Annotated in this window: 18 protein-coding genes; 11 read left to right on the forward strand and 7 right to left on the reverse strand. The window is 58.9% G+C overall.

Annotated elements, in window-relative coordinates; genetic code table 11:
• Window positions 1-161: 161 nt before the first annotated feature.
• Both HW452_RS06125 and sodC read right to left on the reverse strand, forming a co-directional pair.
• Window positions 162-1,625, reverse strand: coding sequence for a carbon starvation CstA family protein (locus HW452_RS06125; RefSeq protein ID WP_224105217.1), 1,464 nt, complete (start codon window positions 1,623-1,625; stop codon window positions 162-164).
• A gap of 204 nt (window positions 1,626-1,829) precedes the next feature.
• Window positions 1,830-2,375 (reverse strand): superoxide dismutase family protein, encoded by a 546-nt coding sequence (gene sodC / locus HW452_RS06130; protein WP_224105218.1) that lies wholly within the window; start codon window positions 2,373-2,375, stop codon window positions 1,830-1,832.
• Between the two features lie 163 nt (window positions 2,376-2,538).
• On the opposite strand from sodC, the gene HW452_RS06135 reads away from it, so the two are divergent.
• The 4 genes from HW452_RS06135 (at window position 2,539) to HW452_RS06150 (ending at window position 5,419) form a co-directional block, all read left to right on the forward strand.
• Window positions 2,539-3,312 carry a pseudouridine synthase gene (locus HW452_RS06135; protein ID WP_224105219.1) on the forward strand — a complete coding sequence of 258 codons (774 nt, stop codon included), beginning with the start codon at window positions 2,539-2,541 and terminating at the stop codon, window positions 3,310-3,312.
• Window positions 3,313-3,323: 11 nt separating this feature from the next.
• Window positions 3,324-4,169 (forward strand): tRNA cyclic N6-threonylcarbamoyladenosine(37) synthase TcdA, encoded by an 846-nt coding sequence (tcdA, locus tag HW452_RS06140; RefSeq protein ID WP_224105220.1) that lies wholly within the window; start codon window positions 3,324-3,326, stop codon window positions 4,167-4,169.
• Window positions 4,166-4,384 carry a DUF1653 domain-containing protein gene (locus HW452_RS06145; RefSeq protein WP_224105221.1) on the forward strand — a complete coding sequence of 73 codons (219 nt, stop codon included), beginning with the start codon at window positions 4,166-4,168 and terminating at the stop codon, window positions 4,382-4,384. Before tcdA ends, HW452_RS06145 begins: the two co-directional genes overlap by 4 nt.
• A 126-nt stretch (window positions 4,385-4,510) precedes the next feature.
• On the forward strand, window positions 4,511-5,419 hold the full coding sequence (locus HW452_RS06150) for an MBL fold metallo-hydrolase (RefSeq protein WP_224105222.1): 909 nt from the start codon (window positions 4,511-4,513) through the stop codon (window positions 5,417-5,419).
• Between the two features lies 1 nt (window position 5,420).
• On the opposite strand, the gene HW452_RS06155 is transcribed toward HW452_RS06150, so the two are convergent.
• The 3 genes from HW452_RS06155 to HW452_RS06165 all read right to left on the reverse strand — a co-directional run bounded on the left by HW452_RS06155 (window position 5,421) and on the right by HW452_RS06165 (window position 9,673).
• Entirely contained in the window at window positions 5,421-6,536 is a 1,116-nt protein-coding gene (locus HW452_RS06155) for a metallophosphoesterase (protein WP_224105223.1), read from the reverse strand.
• Between the two features lie 384 nt (window positions 6,537-6,920).
• A complete protein-coding gene (locus HW452_RS06160; protein ID WP_224105224.1) occupies window positions 6,921-8,435 on the reverse strand; it encodes an AbgT family transporter in 1,515 nt (504 codons plus the stop codon).
• Between the two features lie 56 nt (window positions 8,436-8,491).
• Window positions 8,492-9,673 carry a M20 aminoacylase family protein gene (locus HW452_RS06165; RefSeq protein WP_224105225.1) on the reverse strand — a complete coding sequence of 394 codons (1,182 nt, stop codon included), beginning with the start codon at window positions 9,671-9,673 and terminating at the stop codon, window positions 8,492-8,494.
• A 144-nt stretch (window positions 9,674-9,817) separates the two neighbouring features.
• On the opposite strand from HW452_RS06165, the gene HW452_RS06170 reads away from it, so the two are divergent.
• On the forward strand, window positions 9,818-10,741 hold the full coding sequence (locus HW452_RS06170; RefSeq protein WP_263433572.1) for a LysR substrate-binding domain-containing protein: 924 nt from the start codon (window positions 9,818-9,820) through the stop codon (window positions 10,739-10,741).
• A 209-nt stretch (window positions 10,742-10,950) separates the two neighbouring features.
• Here HW452_RS06170 and HW452_RS17690 read toward each other — a convergent pair whose 3' ends face one another.
• Window positions 10,951-11,385, reverse strand: a complete 435-nt coding sequence (locus tag HW452_RS17690) for a DUF2946 family protein (RefSeq protein ID WP_425348089.1) — start codon at window positions 11,383-11,385, stop codon at window positions 10,951-10,953.
• A gap of 328 nt (window positions 11,386-11,713) precedes the next feature.
• On the opposite strand from HW452_RS17690, the gene HW452_RS06180 reads away from it, so the two are divergent.
• Entirely contained in the window at window positions 11,714-13,030 is a 1,317-nt protein-coding gene (locus tag HW452_RS06180; protein WP_317986327.1) for a PepSY-associated TM helix domain-containing protein, read from the forward strand.
• 70 nt (window positions 13,031-13,100) lie between these two features.
• Here HW452_RS06180 and zigA read toward each other — a convergent pair whose 3' ends face one another.
• Window positions 13,101-14,327: a zinc metallochaperone GTPase ZigA gene (gene zigA, locus HW452_RS06185; RefSeq protein ID WP_224105227.1), complete on the reverse strand. Its 1,227-nt coding sequence runs from the start codon at window positions 14,325-14,327 to the stop codon at window positions 13,101-13,103.
• A 302-nt stretch (window positions 14,328-14,629) separates the two neighbouring features.
• Here zigA and HW452_RS06190 point away from each other — a divergent pair, with 302 nt between their 5' ends.
• The 5 genes from HW452_RS06190 to HW452_RS06210 all read left to right on the forward strand — a co-directional run bounded on the left by HW452_RS06190 (window position 14,630) and on the right by HW452_RS06210 (window position 21,010).
• Window positions 14,630-16,045 (forward strand): ethanolamine ammonia-lyase subunit EutB, encoded by a 1,416-nt coding sequence (locus tag HW452_RS06190; RefSeq protein ID WP_224105228.1) that lies wholly within the window; start codon window positions 14,630-14,632, stop codon window positions 16,043-16,045.
• Entirely contained in the window at window positions 16,035-16,868 is an 834-nt protein-coding gene (gene eutC, locus HW452_RS06195) for an ethanolamine ammonia-lyase subunit EutC (RefSeq protein ID WP_224105229.1), read from the forward strand. Before HW452_RS06190 ends, eutC begins: the two co-directional genes overlap by 11 nt.
• Before the next feature lie 150 nt (window positions 16,869-17,018).
• Entirely contained in the window at window positions 17,019-18,428 is a 1,410-nt protein-coding gene (gene eat / locus HW452_RS06200) for an ethanolamine permease (RefSeq protein WP_224105230.1), read from the forward strand.
• Between the two features lie 91 nt (window positions 18,429-18,519).
• Window positions 18,520-20,283 (forward strand): bifunctional isocitrate dehydrogenase kinase/phosphatase, encoded by a 1,764-nt coding sequence (aceK, locus tag HW452_RS06205; RefSeq protein WP_224105231.1) that lies wholly within the window; start codon window positions 18,520-18,522, stop codon window positions 20,281-20,283.
• Window positions 20,284-20,296: 13 nt separating this feature from the next.
• Entirely contained in the window at window positions 20,297-21,010 is a 714-nt protein-coding gene (locus HW452_RS06210; RefSeq protein WP_224105232.1) for an SIR2 family NAD-dependent protein deacylase, read from the forward strand.
• Window positions 21,011-21,017: the final 7 nt, after the last annotated feature.

Genomic DNA, 21,017 nt, shown 5'->3' on the forward strand with positions numbered 1-21,017 from the left:
CAACATCTCAAGCTGATTACCGTTCATCAATAATAGTTATGATATAACGTATTTAATGTGATCAGCAATACGGGTGCCAACGTGCGGGCACAAAAAAAGCGCTGAAGACTCAGCGCTTTGAAGCGACCAGGCAGCTCTGCTGCCTGGCGATGGAGACTTACTTACTTGCTGGCTGTGGCCAGTGCTTCTTCACCAAAGTCGTTGGCTGGCTCATCCACGGCAAAGGTGGCGCGGCTCAAACGCCTTACGCGCTTCATGAACAGCGCAATGCAGACCAGCGTGCCAAGGGCTGCCGCAGCGTAGCTCCACTGCAGCGGCAGGCCGAAGCCGATCGGCGCGTAGGCGATGTAGGTAAACGTGGCCATGGTCATGAACACCGCGGGAATCGAGGTGATGAGGTACGGCTTGCGTGACAGCACCAGGTACATGGTAGCCACCCACAGTGCGATGACGGCGGTCGTCTGGTTGGCCCAGGAGAAGTAGCGCCACAGCAGGGTGAAGTCCATGTGGGTCAGGATATAGGACATCGCAAACAGCGGCAGGGCGATCACCATACGCTTGACGATCGGACGCTGATCGATTTTCAGGTAGTCAGCGATGATCATGCGCGCACTGCGAAACGCGGTATCGCCGGAGGTGATCGGCAGAACGATAACGCCCAGTACCGCCAACGTGCCGCCGACGGCGCCCAGCATGGTGGTGGCCACTTCGTTGACCACGGCCGCCGGCCCACCTGCTGCCAGCACGTCGGAAAGGCTCTGGTCACCGTGGAACAGGCTCATGGCCGCCGCCGCCCAGATCATGGCGATGACACCTTCGGTGATCATCATGCCGTAAAAGATCTTGCGTCCGTTGGTTTCGTTTTCCGTGGTGCGCGAAATGATCGGGGTCTGCGTGGCATGAAAGCCTGAAAGTGCGCCGCAGGAGATGGTCAAGAACAGCAGCGGAAAGATGGGCGCGCCTTCCGGGTGCATGTTCTGGAAGGAAAGCTCAGGAATGGGTGCGCCGGTGACCACCATGCCGATACCGATACCCGCCGCGCTGAACAGCAGCAGTGCGCCGAAGTAGGGGTAGATGCGGCCAATCACCTTGTCGATGGGCAGCAGCGTGGCAACCAGGTAGTAGGCAAAGATGGCCAGGATGATCACGGTCAGCGAGAACGGCATCATGTTGTTCAAAAGCGCTGCGGGCGAGGTGACGAACACCGTGCCCACCAACAGCAGCAGCAGGATGGCAAAGCCGTTCACCACGTGCTTCATGGCCTTGCCAAGAAACTTGCCTGCCAGTTGGGGAAGGTGAGCGCCGTGGTTACGAATCGAGATCATGCCGGTCAGGTAGTCGTGCACCGCGCCTGCAAAAATACACCCGATGACGATCCAGACAAACGCCACAGGCCCGTACAGCGCCCCCAGGATCGGCCCGAAGATAGGCCCGACGCCGGCAATGTTCAAAAGTTGGATCAATGAGTTGCGTGTGGTATTCATCGGCACGTAGTCGATGTTGTCACGCATGCTGAATGCTGGCGTCTGGCGCTTTCGATTGGTCACGAAGACGCGTTCGACGAACTTGCCGTAGGTGAAGTAACCCACTATTAGTAGCAGTATCGATACGAGGAAGGTAATCATGGGAGTACTCGATGTAGGTTAGTCGTAGAAGAAGTAACCACTTGCAAGCGCGAAAGCTTAAACCCGGTTGAACTCGGCTGAATGTACCGGCTCATGTCAAAAACCGCTCTACGACTTTAGTTTCCTGCAGGCCCACTTTTCTTTTCACCCCATGAAAACGGGCAGCCCTTGGCTGCCCGTCATGCGCTTCATGAACCCGAGATATCAAGAAGCAGGCGTTACACCGCACAGCATGCGTGCACCGCCACCGCCCAGATGCGGCTCATCCGAATAGGTATCGCCGCCTTCGTGGATGATCAGGGCGCGGTCGGTCATGTCATCCATGCTCAGGCGCGGAGCCAGCACCGGCAGGTTGGCTTCACCGTCTTCATTGACGGTCAGCACCGGCAGATCACCCAAGTGGCCTTCACCATAAGGGCCCTGGTGAGTATCGGTATCGTCCGGATCGTAATGGCCGCCAGCGGCCTGGGCAGCGGTCATTTCGCCGTCGTCATCTTCAGCCGGTTCGCAGCTCGGGTTTTCATGCAGGTGAAAACCGTAGATGCCGGGCTCAAGGCCGGTGATGGAAGGTGTCAGGAGTACACCGCCGAACTCCGAACTTTCGATGGTCACGGTACCCAGCGCTTCTTCGACGCCATCGGCATTGACTTCATGCATGTTGACTTCCAGCGAGTCGCTGGTCTGAGCATGAGCGGTGCCCGCCAGTAGAAGGGCTGCTGCAATACCGGTCAAGGACGTTGCTAGACGCATGATTTCTTCTCCTTTCCTGTTCCATGGAAGCCCCGAAGGGGTGCCTTTCAAAAGGTAGCTGCTTGCAGGCGGGTACGCCAGTACCTTGGCCAATCGCACAACTCAGGTGACAACCCTCTAGCGAGCCGCGACAATAGCGCCTCTTTTTTCCCCAGGAAGTTCTATGGCGCCTCTCGATATCCTCTATCAGGATGAGCATCTCGTCGCGGTGCACAAGCCCTCTGGGCTGTTAGTGCATCGTTCGGCACTGGCGCGCGGGGAAACGCAGTTTCTTGTGCAGCAGTTGCGCGACCAGCTGGGGCAGCGGGTCTACCCCGTGCATCGGCTCGACAGGCCCACCTCCGGGGTGATGGTCCTGGCGCTCTCTGCAGGCGTGGCGGCGCGGTTGAGCGAAGCCTTCAGTGAACGTCAGGTGGAAAAGCGCTATCTTGCCGTGGTGCGGGGCAAGGCCCCGGCGCAGGCACGTCTGGATTATCCGCTGCGCGAGGAGGACGGCACGCGCCCCAAGGCAGAGATGCCGGCCATGCCTGCCACGACAGATATTCACCGCCTGGACAGCGTGGAGCTGCCGGTGCAGGTAGACCGCTACCCGAGCGCGCGCTATTCACTGGTGGAGGCCCGGCCGCTGACCGGACGGCGCCACCAGATCCGCCGCCATCTTTCCCGGCGCGGCTATCCGATCATTGGCGATGCCAAGCACGGTAAAAGTATCCACAACCGTTTCTTTGCCGAACAACTCGGCGCCCCGCGGCTTTTACTGGCGGCGACGCATCTGGCCTTTGATCATCCCCTGCTGGCCGTGCGGCTAACCATCAGCTGCAGCCTGGATGACACCATGAGTGCGCTGCTGGGTCATCTAGGCTGGGCCGGCCACCTGCCGCTCGACAGCGTGCAGGCGCTGCCACTGGATGCAGCGTCTGCTCTTCAAACGCCTTGAAGGAGAGGTTCATGTCGACGACACCTTCTATACCTACGTCACCTGCTACCAGTGACTATGATTTCCGCTTTGGCGGTATCCGCCGGCTTTATGGCCAGCGCGCCGTTGAGTCATTTCGTCATGCTCACGTCGTCGTGGTCGGCGTGGGCGGTGTCGGTAGCTGGGCGGTCGAGGCGCTGGCCCGTTCGGGCATCGGCAAGCTCACCCTGATCGACCTGGATGACGTCTGTGTCTCCAACGTCAACCGCCAGCTGCACGCGCTCGATGGTACTATCGGCCGACCCAAGGTGGATGTCCTGGCCGAACGCTGCCGCTTGATCAACCCGGAGATCGAGATCCATGCCGACACGGCATTCGTCACGCCTACCAATCTGCTCGAGCGCATTCCCGATGACGCCGACCACGTAGTGGACGCCATCGACAGCGTGATCGCCAAGGCCGCGCTGATCAATTGGTGCAAGCGGCGCAAGATCCCGATTACCGTGACCGGTGCCGCCGGCGGGCAGACCGACCCAACACGCATTCAGGTGGCAGACCTGACCCGCACCGAGCACGACCCGCTGCTGGCCAAGGTGCGCTCGCGCCTGCGCCGGGATTACCACTTCTCGCGCAACCCCAAAAGGCGCTTCTCGGTGGAGTGCGTCTATTCTGACGAGCAGCTGGTGTACCCGGGAGCCGACGGCGAAGTGTGCCTGCAAAAGCCCGGCAGCGGCGACGCCACCCGCCTGGATTGCGCTTCCGGCTTTGGCGCCGCCACCTTCGTCACCGGCACCTTCGGCTTTGTGGCGGCTTCCAAGGTGCTCGAACGTCTGACCAAGAAAGCCCATCAACCAGTCCCACTGGAGGAAAGCCAATGAACGCCCCCGCTCCGGGCATCTACCGCCACTATAAAGGTGCACTGTACGAAGTGCTCGGCACCGCCCAGCACAGCGAAACCGAAGAACCGCTGGTGGTCTACCGCGCCCTGTATGGCGAGTACGGCTTATGGGTACGCCCGCTTGAGATGTTTATGGAAACCGTCACCATAGAGGGCCACAGTCAGCCGCGTTTTGCGCTTGAAAAGGCGTTTTAGCGGCTGTTCCAGCTTGGTTTTTCCAGGTCTTTTTAGTGAGATATTCCTTTGTTGCCTATGATTATAGCGGTTTTGAAAGCGTGATAGGCTATTGAACCATTACTCACAGGCCATGAGGGAAGCAGCATGAAAACGTTTGCACGTTCCGCAAGTACGGGCAAGGGTACGCCGGATGTCGCGGGCTTTTTCGACCCGCGGACCTTCAGCGTTCAGTACATCGTCAGCGACCCCGCTACGCAAGCGTGCGCCATCATCGACCCGGTGCTGGATTTCGACGAGAAGTCCGGCGCCACGGCCACCCACCATGCCGACGAGCTGCTGGCCTATGTGGCCGAACATGGCCTGCGCGTCGAGTGGATACTGGATACCCATCCTCACGCGGATCACTTCTCCGCCGCTCACTACCTGAAGCAGAAAACCGGCGCGCCGACGGCGATCGGTCAGCGCGTGACCGAGGTGCAGGCGCTTTGGCAAGAGATCTATCACTGGCCGGACATGCCAACAGATGGCCGCCAGTGGGACACCCTGTTTGCCGAGGGCGATACCTTCGCGATTGGCGAGCTGGAAGGTCGGGTAATGTTCTCGCCGGGCCATACGTTGGCCTCGATCACCTATGTGATCGGCGACGCCGCGTTTATTCACGATACGCTGTTTCAGCCGGATTTCGGGACTGCACGGGCGGATTTTCCCGGGGGCAGTGCCGAGGCACTCTGGCACTCCATCCAGGGCATCCTTTCTCTGCCGGATACTACTCGCCTGTTTACCGGGCATGACTACATGCCAGACGGGCGCGAGCCCGAGTGGCAGAGCAGCGTCGCCCAGCAGCGGGCAAGCAACCCCCACTTGGCAGGCAAGCATCAGACGGATTATGTGGCGCTGCGCAACAAGCGTGATGAGGAACTGCCCATGCCGAAGCTGATGCTCCATGCGCTGCAGGTCAACACCTGCGGTGGGCGCCTGCCTGAGCCTGAGGCCAAGGGCAAGCGCTACCTGAAGATTCCCCTCGACGCACTGGGCGGAGCGAAGTGGGGCTAGTCTATTCGCGGCGCAGCGTGATCCGGGTAAGCTCCGAGGGCTTGCCCAGGCGCAGGGCAAAGCCGGGCCACAGGCCGGTGCCGTTGTTCACATAAAGCGTCATGCCGCCGAGATCGTAAAGCCCCGACACGAACCCATTGTTGGCGCGGGCAACGATGTGATCGAAGCCGACCATCATGCCACCGTGGGTGTGGCCGGAGAGCTGTAGATCGACACCTTGCGCCGCCGCTTCTCGTGCATTTCTGGGCTGATGATCCAGCAGGATCACGGTCGCGTCATCCGGCGCGCCCTCCAGCGCCTGGGTAATATCGGGGGCGGGGTAGCCATCGTCCTCGGCAGAAACGTCCGTTACACCGGCCAGCACCAGCGCAGTGCCGTCGCGTTCTATCACCGCGTGCTGGTTGGCAAGGATCTGCATGCCCTGCGACTGATAATGCCCCATCCACTCCTCGTAGCCGAAGTAGTACTCATGGTTGCCGGGGCTGACATAAACGCCATCTGGTGCCGTGAGGGCTTGCAGCGGCGCGACAGCGTCGCGGCGGGCGTCGAGCGCGCCGTCGATCAGATCACCGGTGATCAGAATCACGTCCGGCGCCAGCGCGTTGGTCTTCACGACGATCCTCTCGACCCAGGGGGCCTCGAACAGACGGCTGATATGCAAATCGGTCAGGTGAATGATCTCATAGCCATCGAAAGCCTCGGGAAGGTCGGCAAGGGTGATCTCGACCTCTTTCAGCGGCGGCAACCGGGCCGCCTGGCTGACCCCGAAGGCGGCAAGCCCGATGGCCACGACCGCCAAGGTGTAACGCAGCGAAGCGGCAATATACAGCTTGCGTCTTCTGGCCAGTGCCAGCAGCAGGGTGATGGTATCGGTCACCAACTGCATCAAGGCGAGGAAGATCATGGCGCCGAAGAGCGTATTCACTACCAGTATCACCGCGCGCGGGACTTCCGGGGAAAACATGCTGCCAAAGGCGAACAGGGTGAGCAGGTGGTGCTGTGAGACGAGCAACAGCGCGGCGCTTACTACGCAGGTCACCCACAAAGGCCAGGCCAGCGGTATCAGAAACCGTAGGATCACAATCAGGCAGGGCAGGGCGAGGAGCAGGTGAAACATGAACGGTTCTCGTGGTGGCGGCTTCAAGACGTGCAAGCAAACCACGAATTCAAGTGCTTAGCAAAAGCCCCCACTGGCGGGGCTTTTGCCATATGACGTCAAGGGAGTACGCCGGAGTGAAGGTTAAGCTTTAAAAGCGCCGCGGCGCTCTCGCCCGCCAGTGGCAAACACATCAGACAGCGCCTAGCCATGGGGGGTAAGCGCCCGCGTCTGGTGATCTGGTGTGGTCAGGCGTGGTGGCGCTGCTGGTCGTCCTCCAAGCCTTGCAACGTGGCTGCCCGGCATGGTGCGCTAATGGTTTAAATGGCAACAACAAAAGAGAGAGGCCTCGGCCTCTCTCTTTTTCATGCATGGTCTGGTCTATCGGGTGATTATAAATAATGCTCACAGACCAAAGGGTAATTCCAGCAGATACCAGAGGAAGAACAGGCTGCTCCAGCCAGCCAGAATGGCAAGGGAGTAGGGCATGGCAATGGTCAGCAGGTGACCGAGCGTAAACGACTTGTTGTAGAGATGAATGACCGCCAGCACCAGTGGCAGGTAGGGATTGATGGGTGAAATGACATTGGTCGATGAATCCGCGATCCGATAAGCCGCCTGGATGGCTTCCGGCTCAAGTCCCACGAGCATCAGCATGGGCAGGAAAATCGGTGCCATCAATGCCCACTGCGCCGAGCCGCTGTACAGAAACAGGTTGACAACCGCTGCCAGCAGAATGAAACACAACAAGGCCATCGGCGTCGGCATGTTGATACTCAACAGCCAGTCGGCTCCATTGACCGCGCTGACGATGGCCAGATTCGACCAGTTAAAGATGGCAATGAACTGCGCCACCATGAACACGATGACGATAAACCCGCACATGTCGCGCATCGCTTTTTCCATCAAGCGCGGCACGTCGCTTGCCTGCTTGATCTTGCCGATGGTAATACCGTAAACGATGCCGCACAGGCTGAAGAACAGCACGATGATGGGGACCAGGCCGCTCATGAACGGTGAGGGCAGCAGGCCGCCTTCAGCATTACGCAGCCCGGAACTCTCGGGCAGGATCAGCAGCAGGACAGCCGCAATATATGCCAAGGCCGCGAGGCCGGTGTAGCGCAGCGCACGCCGCTCCCTGTCGGTTAGCTGTATATCCTGCTCTCCTTTTTCCTCGGTGCCCTGATCTTCAAAACGTGCCAGCATTGGCTCGACGTACCGGTCATTCATCACCGTAATGATAAGCGTGATCAGCGGTACCGACGCGCACATGAAAAACCAGTTGGACACAACGCTGACTTCATAGCCCGGGCGAACGCTCTGCACGACTTCGGTCGATATTCCAGAAATCAGAAGGTCCGTTCCGGCAATGAAGAAGTTGGCGCTGAAACCGGCAAAGACAGCGATGAATGCCACGATAATACCGGCAATCGGGTTGCGGCCGACCGTTTTGAACATGAGAGCTGCAAGCGGCGGAATAAGAAAAATAGCGGCATCCGATACCAGATTGGCGAGGATGGAAGTGACAATCACCGCCGGCGTAATGAGCGACGGTGCCACGTTGCTAAGCATGCGCCGGATGGTCGCATCGGCAAGGCCGGTTTTCTGAATCAGCCCCAGCGCCAGCACCATTACCAGTACCAGGCCAAGCGGGCGGAAGCTGGTGAAATTGGTCACCGCGCCGGTCACCATGAATCTCAGTCCGTCCCAGCTAAGCAGGGAGCGAACCTGTACGAGTTCATCGGTAGCAGGATGGCGAACCGGGGCGACCCACTGGCTCATCACGGCGGACAGGCCCAGCGTGACGAGAAAGAGAACAAGGAACATGATAAAGGGGTGGGGCAGAGCATCAGCGATACGCGCAATGCGGTGCATGATTCCGGTGTTGCCACCGGAAATCTGATTTTTACTGGCTTCCATATTGTTCTCCGCTTTATACGAGGAAGTGCCTTTTAAAAGCTTTATGGGTCAACTGCTTAGTGAGCGGGGAGTTCGCGCTTGATGAGCTGGACAAAGTAGGAGGCGCCTGCCGGGATGATGCTGTCGTTGAAGTCGTAGCTTGGGTTATGAACGCTGACACCCCCGGTTTCGCCTTCCACACCATTGCCCAGAAATACATAGCAGCCCGGAACAGCCTGCAGCATGAAAGAGAAGTCTTCGCTGCCGGAAACCGGCTGACAGTTCTTGTTCACCTTGGCATCGCCTACCACGTCTCGGGCAACGTCGGCGGCCAACTGCGCGGCATGAGCGTCGTTGACCGTGGCCGGATAACTGCCGGGGCGAAAGGCGAGCGTTGCGGTGGCGCCATAGGCGGCCGCGGTACTTTCCACCAGCTGCTTCAACCGTTGGATGGCATGCTCGCGAACGGTGTTGTTGAAAGAGCGGATGCAGCCCATCATGGTAGCGTTGTCGGGTATGACGTTGAAGGTGCCAGAGCCTGCGTGCAGGTCGGTAAACGAGAGCACCGCCGCATCCAGCGGGGAGGTATTGCGGCTGACGATGGATTGCGCACCGCTGATGATGGCGCTCACGATCAGCATCGGGTCGACAACGTGCTGGGGCATGGCTGCGTGGCCGCCCTTGCCGTGTATGTCGATGGTGAAGCGGTCGGAACTGGCCAGCAGCGCGCCCTCGCGAAGCCAGAATTCGCCTTGAGGAATACCCGGCATATTGTGGATGCCGTAGATGCGGTCACAAGGGAATCGGTCAAACAGACCTTCGTCCACCATGACCTTGGCGCCGCCCAGACCCTCTTCAGCAGGCTGGAAGATGAAGTGCACGGTACCGGAAAAGTCGCGATGCCTGGCCAGATACCACGCGGCGGCCAGCAGCATCGTGGTATGCCCATCGTGACCACAGCCGTGCATCTTGCCTGGGGTGAGTGATGCATGACCGAACTGATTGTTTTCTGTCATGGCAAGGGCGTCCATGTCGGCACGCAGCCCGATAGTGCGAGAACTTGGCGTCTTGCCCCGCAGCACACCCACAACGCCGGTCGTCGCGATCCCGGTATGCACTTCGTCAAACCCCCACTCTGTCAGCCGGTCGGCTACTAACTTGGCAGTACGCTGCTCTTCGAAGCCCAGCTCGGGATGCTGGTGGATATCGTGGCGCCAAGCGGTAAACAGGGCATTGTTAGCGGAGATTTCATCGATCATGGTCAATCCTTTTTGATTTTATCAGGCGATAGCCAAATATTATGTCGTGAAGCTGGATGCATCTTTTTTAGCTTCATTCAACTGTATACTGGCTCTTTTGAGCAGTTATATTGATTTTTGATTATCGAAGGATGACGAAATGTTATGGCTTATCGAGGATTTACGGATAGTCAGATAGAAGCTTTCATGTGGATCATGAAAACCCGAAGCGCAACGGAAGCCGCCAGCAAGATGCTGATTTCGCAACCGGCCATCAGCCGTTTGATAAAACAGCTGGAGGCAAGGCTCGGGTTCGATCTCTTTGAGCGCCATAACAACCGCCTGCTGCCGACCCGGCGTGGCACGCTGTTCTATGACGAAGTGGAACGGGTTTATGTGGGGCTGCACCATCTGCGTCAGTTTGCTGAACGGCTTAAAGATCAGGCGGCTGGCCAGCTGAGGGTGGTCAGCATGCCCTCGTTCGCCATGAGTCTGGTACCGGACGCCGCAACGCTGCTGGCCGAGCAGTTTCCCGAGCTGGAGATCAGTCTCTACTCCTATCGCTCAAGCCAGATACCCGATGACATGGTGGCCCAGCGTTTCGATTTCGGTATTACCAGTGATACTCGTGTCGATCCGCGTTATCAGAGTTTCCAATACTCTCTGCCCGGTATGTGTCTTATTCCCTCGGGGCATCCGCTGGAGGCCAAGGCGTTTATCGACATCAAGGATTTTGCCGACGAAACGCTGATTTGTGGGGAGCCCAAGGAACAAGGACGCCATCTGATTTCCCAGCGCTTGGCGAAGCATGCCGTCTCGCCCAGCAAAATATGGACCGTCTCATTGGGAGAAATGGCAATTCGTCTGGTGGCGAATGGTGCAGGCCTTGCCGTCTTGAACGCCGTGTCGGCCAGCGACGCCAAGCGAGCGGGCGTGGTGGTTCGCCCGCTCGGCTTTGATCTGTATTATGACTTTCAGATCATTCTGCCGCTGGAAAAGAATCTCGAGCCCGCCATCAACGCCATCAATGTCGAGTTGGTTGCGTTAGTCGAGCAAAAAATCTTCGAAAGCCTCAAGGTATTCGATTAGTTATCGTGCCTTGGCTGCTGATCTACAAATATTCGATCAACTAAGACTTTATCGCTGGGCTTGTACTTCGATTATTTAAGCCATTTTAAAGAGTGATTTATAACGATCAAGCCGCAGTTGTTCCGAGCGCTGTTATGCTTGAAAAAAGCATAATCGCCCTATTTGATTTTCTGTTTTACGCGTTACTATAAAAGCAACTGCGCAGAGTTTTAATGAGCGCTAGATAAGGATGGAGGCCCGCGCGTTAACGAATGCGGATAGTTGTAGTGGAAAACCGCACCGATGTGAGGCGCAGGCGTAACGTCGTCAGAAGTGACCAGGGCGCCTTGGGCAATCGCAGGCAACGCTGTCGAGAGCGAAGGGCTGTGTTGCCATAGTTCGCAGTAGCCGCACTGCGTATGCCAGTTCGCCAGAGCACCGAAAGCTGTGGGCTCACTCGCGGTATCATGGGAATGACCCAAGGGGTCTATAGCGGAGACGAGATGGTGGTGGTGGCCAGTGTGGGCGGAATGGGAATCTTGAGGATGCGGGGCGGCCTGGAACTGAGAAATGACCGGCCCTGCAAACAACAGGCACATCGCCACCCACGCCATCGCGAGCGTGCAGCGGTAGTAGAACATGCGTGCTGAGCGGGACAGTGGCATCGAACAACCGGTTTCAAGAAACCTTCACGGAGGAGGATTATAGCAGCCTCCTTGCGGCTGCCCTAACCCTTGGAAACGCATCATCAAGTAAATGAGAGGAAGTTTACAACACTCGATATTTCTCTTTTACCATGATGCAGATCGTTATTTTAAAAAGGCTACTGGTGCATTACCGATAGTTAATGTTTTCTTTAATTATTTTATACCATAGATGCATATCAGCGTCTCTTGAAATACTTCTCAGGAAAGATAGAGCATGCCATCGAAAAAAGCTGGATTATCACCGCCCAGACGAAGCGGAAAGATTCTCTTTGCCCTACTAATGCGTATGCACTTTTACGTAGGGTTACTGGTAGGGCCTTTTATACTGGTGGCGGCGCTAACCGGCATGGTTTATGTATTGACGCCTTCGGTTGAGGCCTGGCTATACCGCGATGCGTTGACCGCAAGCGTCGAAGGTGCGCCACAGCCGCTTGCCCGGCAAGTCGACACCGCCCGGCTTGCAACAGGGCAAGACGTACTGCCGGCAGCGGTTCGCCCCGCGCCGGATGCGCACAGCACCACGCGAGTGATGTTTGCCGACACGGCCCTTGGGCCATCCGAACATCGCGCTATCTTCATTGACCCGGCAACCCTTGAAGTGAAAGGCGACATGACGGTATACGGCACCAGCGGTATCCTGCCGTTTCGTACCGCCATTGATCACTTCCACCGCGGCCTGCTGCTCGGCGATACCGGCCGGCTCTACAGCGAGCTTGCTGCCTCCTGGCTATGGATTATCGCGCTGCTGGGGCTGGTGCTCTGGGTGGCGCGGCGTAAAGCGCTCAACTGCACCAGCCCGCGCATGAAGCCCAGGCGCCATCATGCCACTGTGGGGGCGTTGGCACTGGTCGGGCTATTGTTCTTTTCAGCCACCGGGCTTACCTGGTCAAAGTGGGCTGGCGGCAATATCGGTGAGTTAAGGCAAGCCTGGGGCTGGGGCACACCCAGCGTGTCTACCATGCTTCCGATGCCCGGCGATGCGTCGATTCATGGTGCCCACGATCATCACGACATGCATGCCGAGCATGGCGTGAGCAGTGCGCCACAAGCCGGGGTAAGCGCTGAAGGGTTTGATCAGGCGCTGGCAGCGGCAAGAGGCGCCGGATTGCTGGCCGACAGGCTTCAGATAGAGCCGCCCGCCAATGAGGGCCGGGCGTGGCGTGTGTCTGAAATCGATCGCCGCTGGCCTACCCAGGTCGATCAGGTTGCTCTGAACCCCGGCGATATGCGGATTCTCGATCAAACGGATTTTGCCACTTTTCCACTAGCGGCAAAGCTGACGCGCTGGGGCGTCGATTTACATATGGGGGTGCTGTTCGGGCTGGTGAACCAGCTGGTGCTGGCCCTGTTGGCCGCCGCGCTGGTATTTTTGATCGTGTGGGGTTACTGGATGTGGTGGCAGCGCATCAAGAGTGTCACGGTCAATCAGGCACAGACCCTGACGGCGCTGTTCGTCATGCTACCTCTGGTCATTCAGGCAAGCCTGCTCATCGTTCTGGTACTGTTGGGCATCGCCTTGCCGGTACTGGGTGGAAGCCTGGTCGTCATCGTGCTCATTGATGCGCTGCGCTGGGCCGTCTCTCGAAAGCGGCAAAGCGTCTGACGCGCGGCTATCAAGGGGTAACAGAAAAGGCCCCGGATCGTTATCCGGGGCCTTCGGTGGGGGCGGTCACTTATTCCCAGGCAGGAAAGGGGTCCGGCAGCGTTTTCCAGTGTTCGGCCCCGGCGAGCAGTTCGTCCTCGGTCAAAAGGCAGTCATCCAGCGCCTGACGCATCCGCGCCTGATCCAGGTGCTGGCCGATAAATACCAGCTCCTGGCGCATATCGCCAAACGGCTCTTCCCACTTCTCCAGAATGAAGGCGCGATACTCTGCGTCCTCCGGCCAGCGCTCTTCCGGGATCGCCTTCCAGAACATGCCGGCCACGCCGTGGTGGGCGATGCCGCCGGCCTGGCTCCACTGTCCGGCCCACTGGGGGCGAGTCGCCAGCCAGAAGAAGCCTTTCGAGCGCAAGAGGCCTTCGCCAAACCACTCTGAATGAAGCAGCTCAAAAAACTTCGCGGGGTGAAACGGGCGGCGTGCATGGTAGGCAAAGCTGCCAATGCCATACTCTTCGGTTTCCGGCACATGCTCGCCGCGCATCTCCTTGAGCCAGCCTGGCGCCTGCTGGGCGTGCTCGAAGTCGAATCGGCCGGTGTTCAGCACTTTATCAAGCGGTACGCCTCCTTGGCGGATCGGCACCAGCTCCGCCTCGGGATTGAGCGAGTGCAGAATGGCTTTCAGAGAGGCAAGCTCGGTGTCGCTGATCAAGTCCGTCTTGCTGATCAGCAAGACGTCGCAGAACTCGATCTGATCGACCAGCAGGTCGGCCACGTTACGCTCGTCCTCTTCGCCCAGGCTTTCTCCCGCTTCCGCCAGGCTTTGCGCCTCGCGGTACTGGGCCATGAAGTTGGCACCATCCACCACGGTGACCAGGGTATCCAGCCGCGCCACCTGGGAAAGGCTCTGACCGCTTTCGTCTTCAAAGGTGAAGGTTTCCGCCACCGGCAACGGCTCGGAGATACCGGTGGATTCGATCACCAGATAGTCAAACCTGCCTTCACGGGCCAACTGGCCGACCTCGACCAGCAGATCTTCGCGCAGCGTGCAGCAGATGCAGCCATTGCTCATCTCAACGAGCCGCTCTTCCGAGCGGTTGAGCGCCACGTCGTTATCCAGAGTGGATTCACCGGGGCCACCGCGCACCAGCGCGGCGTCGATATTCACCTCGCTCATGTCGTTGACGATCACCGCCACGCGCAGGCCTTCACGGTTGGCGAGGATATGATTCAACACGGTGGTCTTGCCGGCACCGAGAAAGCCCGACAGCACGGTAACGGGCAGGGGAGAAAACGCAGTCATTGCCAGAGCGCCTCTAAAGGGTTTTATGTTATGTAATAATATAACAATTTGGCGGCAATTAGAAAGGCGTTGCGGCGACGTCAATCAATAAGCGGAGGCATAAGGCCTTCACTACAGGGCAACACAAGCATCGTGTTGTTGAGGTGTTCTCGAAATTGGCGCGAAATATGCTTATAGAATATGCGGGGCGGGGCGTAGGCCCTGAACGTTAGGCGTGGCTATTTGAAAGGCGCTAAGGTTAAACCCGGTAACTTTCTATTTCGCAATGCTTGGCGTTGGGAAAATAAATACAAGGAATCTCCATGGCTCAGACCTATCACTCCACCGTGGGAAGCCGACACTATCACTTCAAGAACTTGGCGGAACTGATGGCCAAGGCGACCCCGCCGCGTTCCGGCGACCGGCTGGCGGGTGTCATTGCCGAAAGCGCCGAAGAGCGCGTGGTCGCGCAGATGGTGCTGGCGGAACTGCCCCTGGCCACCTTTCTGAATGAAGTGCTGATTCCCTACGAAGATGACGAAATTACCCGGCTGATCATCGACGACCACAACATCGAGGCATTTGCGCCCATCAAGCATCTGACGGTGGGTGATTTCCGCAACTGGCTGCTGTCCGACCACGCCACACCCGAGGTGCTGCAAAGCGTGCGCGCGGGCATCACCCCGGAGATGGCCGCAGCGGTGAGCAAGCTGATGCGCAACCAGGACCTGATTCTGGTAGGCAAGAAGTGCCGGGTCGTCACCGCCTTTCGCAACACCATCGGCCTTCCCGGCAGGCTCTCCACCCGTCTTCAGCCCAATCATCCGACCGATGATGTCACCGGCATCGCGGCAAGCATTCTGGATGGGCTTCTCTACGGCAGCGGTGACGCGGTGATCGGCATCAACCCGGCTACCGACAACGTCGCCCAGAGCGTGAAGCTGATGCGCCTGATGGATGAGGTGATCCAGAAGTACCAGATACCCACTCAGTCCTGCGTGCTTACCCATGTGACCAATACGTTAGAGGCTATCGAGCAGGGCGCCCCGGTGGATCTGGTGTTTCAATCGATTGGCGGCACTGAAGCGACCAACCGCAGCTTTGGATTCGATTTAAGTATTCTGGCCGAGGCCGAAGCGGCGGCCCAGTCGCTTAACCGGGGTACGGTGGGGCGCAACGTCATGTACTTTGAAACCGGCCAGGGCAGCGCGCTTTCTGCTGATGCTCATCAGGGGCTTGACCAGCAAACCTGTGAGGCCCGCGCCTATGCGGTTGCGCGCAAGTTCAACCCGCTGCTGGTCAATACGGTGGTCGGTTTTATCGGCCCCGAGTACTTATTCGATGGTAAAGAGATCACCCGAGCCGGGCTCGAGGATCATTTCTGCGGCAAGCTTTTGGGCGTGCCCATGGGCTGTGATGTGTGTTACACCAACCACGCCGAGGCCGATCAGAACGATATGGATAACCTGCTGACCCTGTTGGGCGTGGCGGGTTGCAATTTCGTGATGGGCATCCCGGGTTCTGACGACATCATGCTCAATTACCAGACCACCTCGTTTCACGATGCGCTCTACGCTCGTCGAGTGCTCGGGCTCAAGGCCGCGCCTGAGTTCGAGCGCTGGCTTACCGAGATGCAGATTTTCCAAGATGTGAAAACGCACCGGCTAAACGACCAGCTGCCCGCCGCGTTTGCCAATAGTCTGCGCCACCTGCCCAGGGAGCCGCGTCATGACGTCTGACAAGCCTATCGTGGTTGAAAACCCCTGGGAGCGGCTGCGCGCGTTTACCGATGCGCGCATTGGCTTGGGCCGGGCTGGTGTCAGCCTGCCCACCGGCAAGCTGCTGGAGTTTCAACTGGCCCACGCCCAGGCACAGGACGCGGTGCATTGCCCGCTGGATGTCGAGGCGCTGGCTCAGCAGCTGCAAGAAGCCTTTGCGTTTGAACATGAGCCGCTTCGCTTGCATAGTCAAGTGGAGGACCGGGCCATGTATCTCCAGCGCCCCGATTTTGGCCGCCGTTTGAATGACGATTCGCGTGAGCGTTTGCAAAAGGCCGCAGCATCGCAATCCCGTGTGAACCTGGCTGTGGTGGTCGTCGATGGGCTCTCCGCTTTGGCAGTCCAGCAGAACAGCCAGCCGTTCTTGAAAGCGCTCTATCAACAGTTTGAGCAGGATAGTGCCGAGTGGCAGCTGGCACCGCTCACTATTGTCGAGCAGGGCCGGGTGGCGATTGGCGATGAAATTGGTGCGCTGCTCAATGCCGATGCGGTAGTGGTGATGATCGGCGAGCGCCCTGGGCTCAGTTCGCCGGACAGCCTGGGGCTTTATATGACCTGGGCGCCCGAGCCGGGGCTCAAGGACGACCGGCGCAACTGCATCTCCAACGTGCGTCCGGGCGGGCTGCAAATGGGTGAAGCCGCCAGACGGCTATTTCTACTCTTGAAAGAGGCGCGTCAGAAAAAGCTTTCCGGCGTCAAACTCAAGGATCGCAGCGAGGATAACGTACTGGACGGCGATGCAGCCGCAACAGGCTCACCCCGGAATTTTCTGGTTGCTGATTAAACTCAAAGGTGTACCACTGCTAATAACAAAAGGTGTACCACTGCTAATAACAAAAGGTGTACCACTGCTAATAACAATAGAGGACTTGGCATTACAGCCTGACAGCACGCCGCTGACATTCGCTTCGTTCCTCACTAAAAGGGCAAGACAATGACACAATCTTCTGTTGATCAGGCGTACCTGGCCAAGCGCCAGTTGCGTAAAGGTACCGCGGGATGGCTACTTCTGGCGGGGCTTGGGGTGTCCTACGTTATATCGGGAGATTTCGCGGGATGGAACTTTGGCATCGCCGAAGCCGGGTGGGGCGGGTTTGCGATTGCTGCCTGTTTAATGGCCTTGATGTACCTGGCGCTGGTGCTGTCGCTTGCCGAGATGTCCGCCGCGATTCCCGCGGCTGGCGGTGGCTACAGCTTTGCCCGCCAGGCCATGGGGCCTGCCGGGGGCTATTTAACCGGGCTGGCAGTACTGATCGAGTACGCTCTGGCGCCCGCTGCGATCGTGATTTTCATTGGCTCTGCGGTGGAAGCCCTCACCGGCCTGGATGGGCCGCTGGTGTATCTGTTGTTTTACGCGGTCTTTATCGGCATTCACCTGGCAGGGGTCGGGGAAGCGCTGAAGGTAATGATGGTGATCAGCGGCTTGGCCGTGTTTGCCATTCTGGCCACGGCGGTGGCGCTGATCGGCAGTTTTGATGCGGACAATCTATTCGATATTGCGCCCACTGACGCGGCAGGCGCCAGCACCTTCATGCCCTATGGCTGGTACGGTATCTGGGCGGCACTGCCGTTTGGCATGTGGCTATTCTTAGCCGTGGAAGGCGTGCCGCTTGCCGCGGAAGAGGCCAAAGATCCCGCCCGCGATATGCCCACAGGGATCATTGGCGCGATGCTGTTTCTGCTCTTCACGGCCTTGCTGGTCGTGGTATTGCTGGCCGGGGCCGCCGGGGCTGAAATGATCGGCCAAAGCGGTGTGCCGTTGGTGGATGCACTCAATGCAGCGGGCAGCCCGATGCTTGCCACGCTGGTTAACGTGCTGGGGCTGGCGGGGCTGATCGCCTCATTCTTCTCGATTATTTATGGTTATAGCCGCTTGGTATTTGCGCTTTCCCGCGCAGGCTATCTACCTAAACGATTGTCGCTGACCAGCAGTCGAAAAGTGCCTTATCTGGCACTGATTGTTCCGGGGATATTCGGCTTTCTGGCCTCGTTAAGCGGCGAGGGCGATCTGATCCTGGCAATGGCCGTGGTGGGCGCCACGCTCTCCTATGCACTGATGGCGCTTAGCCATATCCTGCTGCGTCTTAAACGCCCAGACCTGCCGCGCCCTTATAAAACTCCCGGGGGGATCGTCACGTCTTCCATCGCCCTGGTGCTGGCGCTGGTCGCCCTCACCGGCGTTTACGCGTTTGATCCGCGCGCGTTCAACTACACCCTCATGCTGTCCATTGCCGGGGTGGTCTACTTCTTCCTCTACAGCAAGAACACACTGGTGGCGAAAAACGCCGAGGAGGAGTTTGCGCTGGTGATCGCCGAACCGGCAGTGTCAGGCGCCAACGGGTAACGAGGCCCGCCTTTCTTGTAAAGCCCCCGTGCTCGATAGCCCGGGGGCTTGGCATCGTATAGGCTGGGGGAAAACGCCAAGAGACTTGCCTGTGAAAACCACGCCCGCCTACCGTTTGGCCGCCACGCTTCTGCATGGGTTTGATGCGTATCGTACGCGCTTCAAAGCGATTACCCGGGACGCCAGCCGGCGGTTTCGTGAGGGAGCCTGGCGTGAAGGGCAGCAGGCTTCGATTGATCGCATCAACCTCTACCAGCAGAAAGTAGACGAGGGGCTTTCAAGCCTCAGGCAGGCGTTTTCCGAGGACATGCTGGCCCACTGCGAACTCTGGCGGGAGGCGCGCGGCCACTACGCCGAGCTGATCAGCCAACGGCTGGATTTCGAGCTGGCTGAAACCTTCTTCAATTCGCTGTTCTGCGCCGTGTTCAAGCACCGCCATATCCGCAACGACTGGATGTTTGTCGAGAGTTCGCGCACCCGTGCCGCACACCGCTCGGGCATCGAGCTGTGCCGGCGCCACCGGGTAAATGGCAACTGGCAGAAGGCGTTGAAATGGGCGCTTCACGGCGCCGAGCTGGAAAACCCCTTTGCCGATATGAATCGCGACACGCGCCTGGGCGCGAAGCGGCTGGCGGGGCTTTTGCCGAGTGCTATCACCCACGCTCAGGACGCCAGCATCGAGCTGCTCAACAGCGTTTTCTACCGCAACAAGGGCGCCTACCTGGTAGGGCGGATAAGTGGTGGTGGTCGGCACGTGCCTCTGGTGCTGCCCATTCGCCACAGCGAACGCTTTGACGAGCAGGCGGGAGCAGACCCCGGGCTGCACCTGGATACCGTGCTGATCGACCCCGACGACGTGGCGATTGTGTTCTCGTTCACCCGTGCCTACTTCCAGGTCGAGGTGCCGGTACCCGGTGAGTTCGTCGATTACCTGCAGACCCTGATGCCGCACAAGCCTGCCGGAGAGCTCTACGCGGCCATCGGCTTTTTCAAGCACGGCAAGACCGAGTTCTTCCGTGCCCTGAATCGGCAGGTCGCCAGACGCGAGGATCGGTTCGTGATCGCACCCGGGGTGCGCGGCATGGTGATGGCGGTGTTCGTGCTGCCGAGTGCTCGTACGGTATTCAAGATCATCAAGGACAAGTTCGACCCGGCCAAGGACGTGACCCACGCGGCAGTGCGCGAAAAGTACCGGCTGGTAAAGCGCCACGACCGGGTGGGGCGCATGGCCGACACTCAGGAGTTTTCCAACTTCATCGTCCGCAAGGATCATTTCGACCCCGAATGCCTGGCGCACCTGCTGGACGTCGCTTCTGCCACTGTCACCCTCAAGGATGACAAGGTGATCATCAGGCACTGCTACACCGAGCGCATGATGACACCGCTCAATATCTATCTTGAGCAGTGCAGCCAGGATGCGCAGCAGGCCGTGCTCAGGGATTACGGCGATGCCATCAAGCAGATGGCCGCGGCCAACATCTTCCCTGGCGATATGCTGCTGAAGAACTTCGGCGTCACTCGGCAGGGGCGGGTGATCTTCTACGACTATGATGAGGTGTGCTATCTCACCGAGTGCCGTTTTCGCGCCATGCCCGCTACAAGCGGTGGTGACTACCTGAGCGGGGGAAACGAAAGCGTCTCCCTCGGCCCGAACGATATCTTTCCCGAGGAGTTCGGCCCGTTCATGTTCGCCAACCCGGAGCGGCTGCAACTGTTCAGGACGTTTCATCCGGAGCTGTTCGAGGTCGGCTACTGGCAGGGTCTGCAGCAGGCCATTGTCGATGGTCGCATCATTGACGTGTACCCTTATGGTAACGAGCAGCGTTTTGTAGCCGCTGACCCCTCAACACGTTGAAACAGAGGCAACCATGACGACAGCGCGCCATCTGGTGGTATTTACCGGCTCCGGGATCAGCGCCGAAAGCGGTATCAAGACCTTTCGCGCCAGCGACGGCCTATGGGAAGACCATCCGGTGGAAGAGGTGGCGACCCCCGAAGGTTTTCAGCGTAACCCCGAACGGGTGCTGGCATTCTACAACCAGCGCCGCGAGCAGATCCGCAAGGCCAAGCCCAACGCGGCGCACCGCGCCCTGGCAAGTCTTGAACAGGCGGGGTTCAAGGTCACCATCATTACCCAGAACATCGACGACCTGCACGAACGCGCAGGCTCAAGCGAAGTGATTCACCTGCACGGCGAGATTCTCAACGCCCGCTCAAGCGTGGATGAGCGCATGCGCTACCCGCTGTCCAAGGGAGGCATCGCGCTTGGCGACATGTGCGACAAGGGCAGCCAGCTGCGTCCGGATGTGGTCTGGTTCGGCGAGAGCGTGCCGCTGTTTGAAGAGGCTTGCGAGATCGCCGCCCAGGCGGACTTCCTGTTGGTCGTGGGCACCTCACTTGCGGTCATGCCGGCTGCATCGCTGCTCTCCTACATCGACTACGACACGCCCTGTGCGCTGATAGACCCCGACGCCGAGGCGCTGAGCCCGCCCGGCGTGGCGGCCATCAAGGCCACCGCCGGGGAGGGCGTACCGGCACTGGTCGCGCAGTGGAAGGCGCGGGGCACGCTGGCGCTACCCTAGGCTGATC

It is taken from the genome of Vreelandella aquamarina (assembly GCF_020075495.1).
GTDB lineage: Bacteria > Pseudomonadota > Gammaproteobacteria > Pseudomonadales > Halomonadaceae > Vreelandella > Vreelandella aquamarina_A.

Excerpts from the sequence above, each read along its gene's own strand:
- HW452_RS06125 (WP_224105217.1), bottom strand. The coding sequence starts at position 1,625 with ATGATTACCTTCCTCGTATCGATACTGCTACTAATAGTGGGTTACTTC.
- sodC (WP_224105218.1), bottom strand. The coding sequence starts at position 2,375 with ATGCGTCTAGCAACGTCCTTGACCGGTATTGCAGCAGCCCTTCTACTG.
- HW452_RS06135 (WP_224105219.1), top strand. The coding sequence starts at position 2,539 with ATGGCGCCTCTCGATATCCTCTATCAGGATGAGCATCTCGTCGCGGTG.
- tcdA (WP_224105220.1), top strand. The coding sequence starts at position 3,324 with ATGTCGACGACACCTTCTATACCTACGTCACCTGCTACCAGTGACTAT.
- HW452_RS06145 (WP_224105221.1), top strand. The coding sequence starts at position 4,166 with ATGAACGCCCCCGCTCCGGGCATCTACCGCCACTATAAAGGTGCACTG.
- HW452_RS06150 (WP_224105222.1), top strand. The coding sequence starts at position 4,511 with ATGAAAACGTTTGCACGTTCCGCAAGTACGGGCAAGGGTACGCCGGAT.
- HW452_RS06155 (WP_224105223.1), bottom strand. The coding sequence starts at position 6,536 with ATGTTTCACCTGCTCCTCGCCCTGCCCTGCCTGATTGTGATCCTACGG.
- HW452_RS06160 (WP_224105224.1), bottom strand. The coding sequence starts at position 8,435 with ATGGAAGCCAGTAAAAATCAGATTTCCGGTGGCAACACCGGAATCATG.
- HW452_RS06165 (WP_224105225.1), bottom strand. The coding sequence starts at position 9,673 with ATGATCGATGAAATCTCCGCTAACAATGCCCTGTTTACCGCTTGGCGC.
- HW452_RS06170 (WP_263433572.1), top strand. The coding sequence starts at position 9,818 with ATGGCTTATCGAGGATTTACGGATAGTCAGATAGAAGCTTTCATGTGG.
- HW452_RS17690 (WP_425348089.1), bottom strand. The coding sequence starts at position 11,385 with ATGCCACTGTCCCGCTCAGCACGCATGTTCTACTACCGCTGCACGCTC.
- HW452_RS06180 (WP_317986327.1), top strand. The coding sequence starts at position 11,714 with ATGCACTTTTACGTAGGGTTACTGGTAGGGCCTTTTATACTGGTGGCG.
- zigA (WP_224105227.1), bottom strand. The coding sequence starts at position 14,327 with ATGACTGCGTTTTCTCCCCTGCCCGTTACCGTGCTGTCGGGCTTTCTC.
- HW452_RS06190 (WP_224105228.1), top strand. The coding sequence starts at position 14,630 with ATGGCTCAGACCTATCACTCCACCGTGGGAAGCCGACACTATCACTTC.
- eutC (WP_224105229.1), top strand. The coding sequence starts at position 16,035 with ATGACGTCTGACAAGCCTATCGTGGTTGAAAACCCCTGGGAGCGGCTG.
- eat (WP_224105230.1), top strand. The coding sequence starts at position 17,019 with ATGACACAATCTTCTGTTGATCAGGCGTACCTGGCCAAGCGCCAGTTG.
- HW452_RS06210 (WP_224105232.1), top strand. The coding sequence starts at position 20,297 with ATGACGACAGCGCGCCATCTGGTGGTATTTACCGGCTCCGGGATCAGC.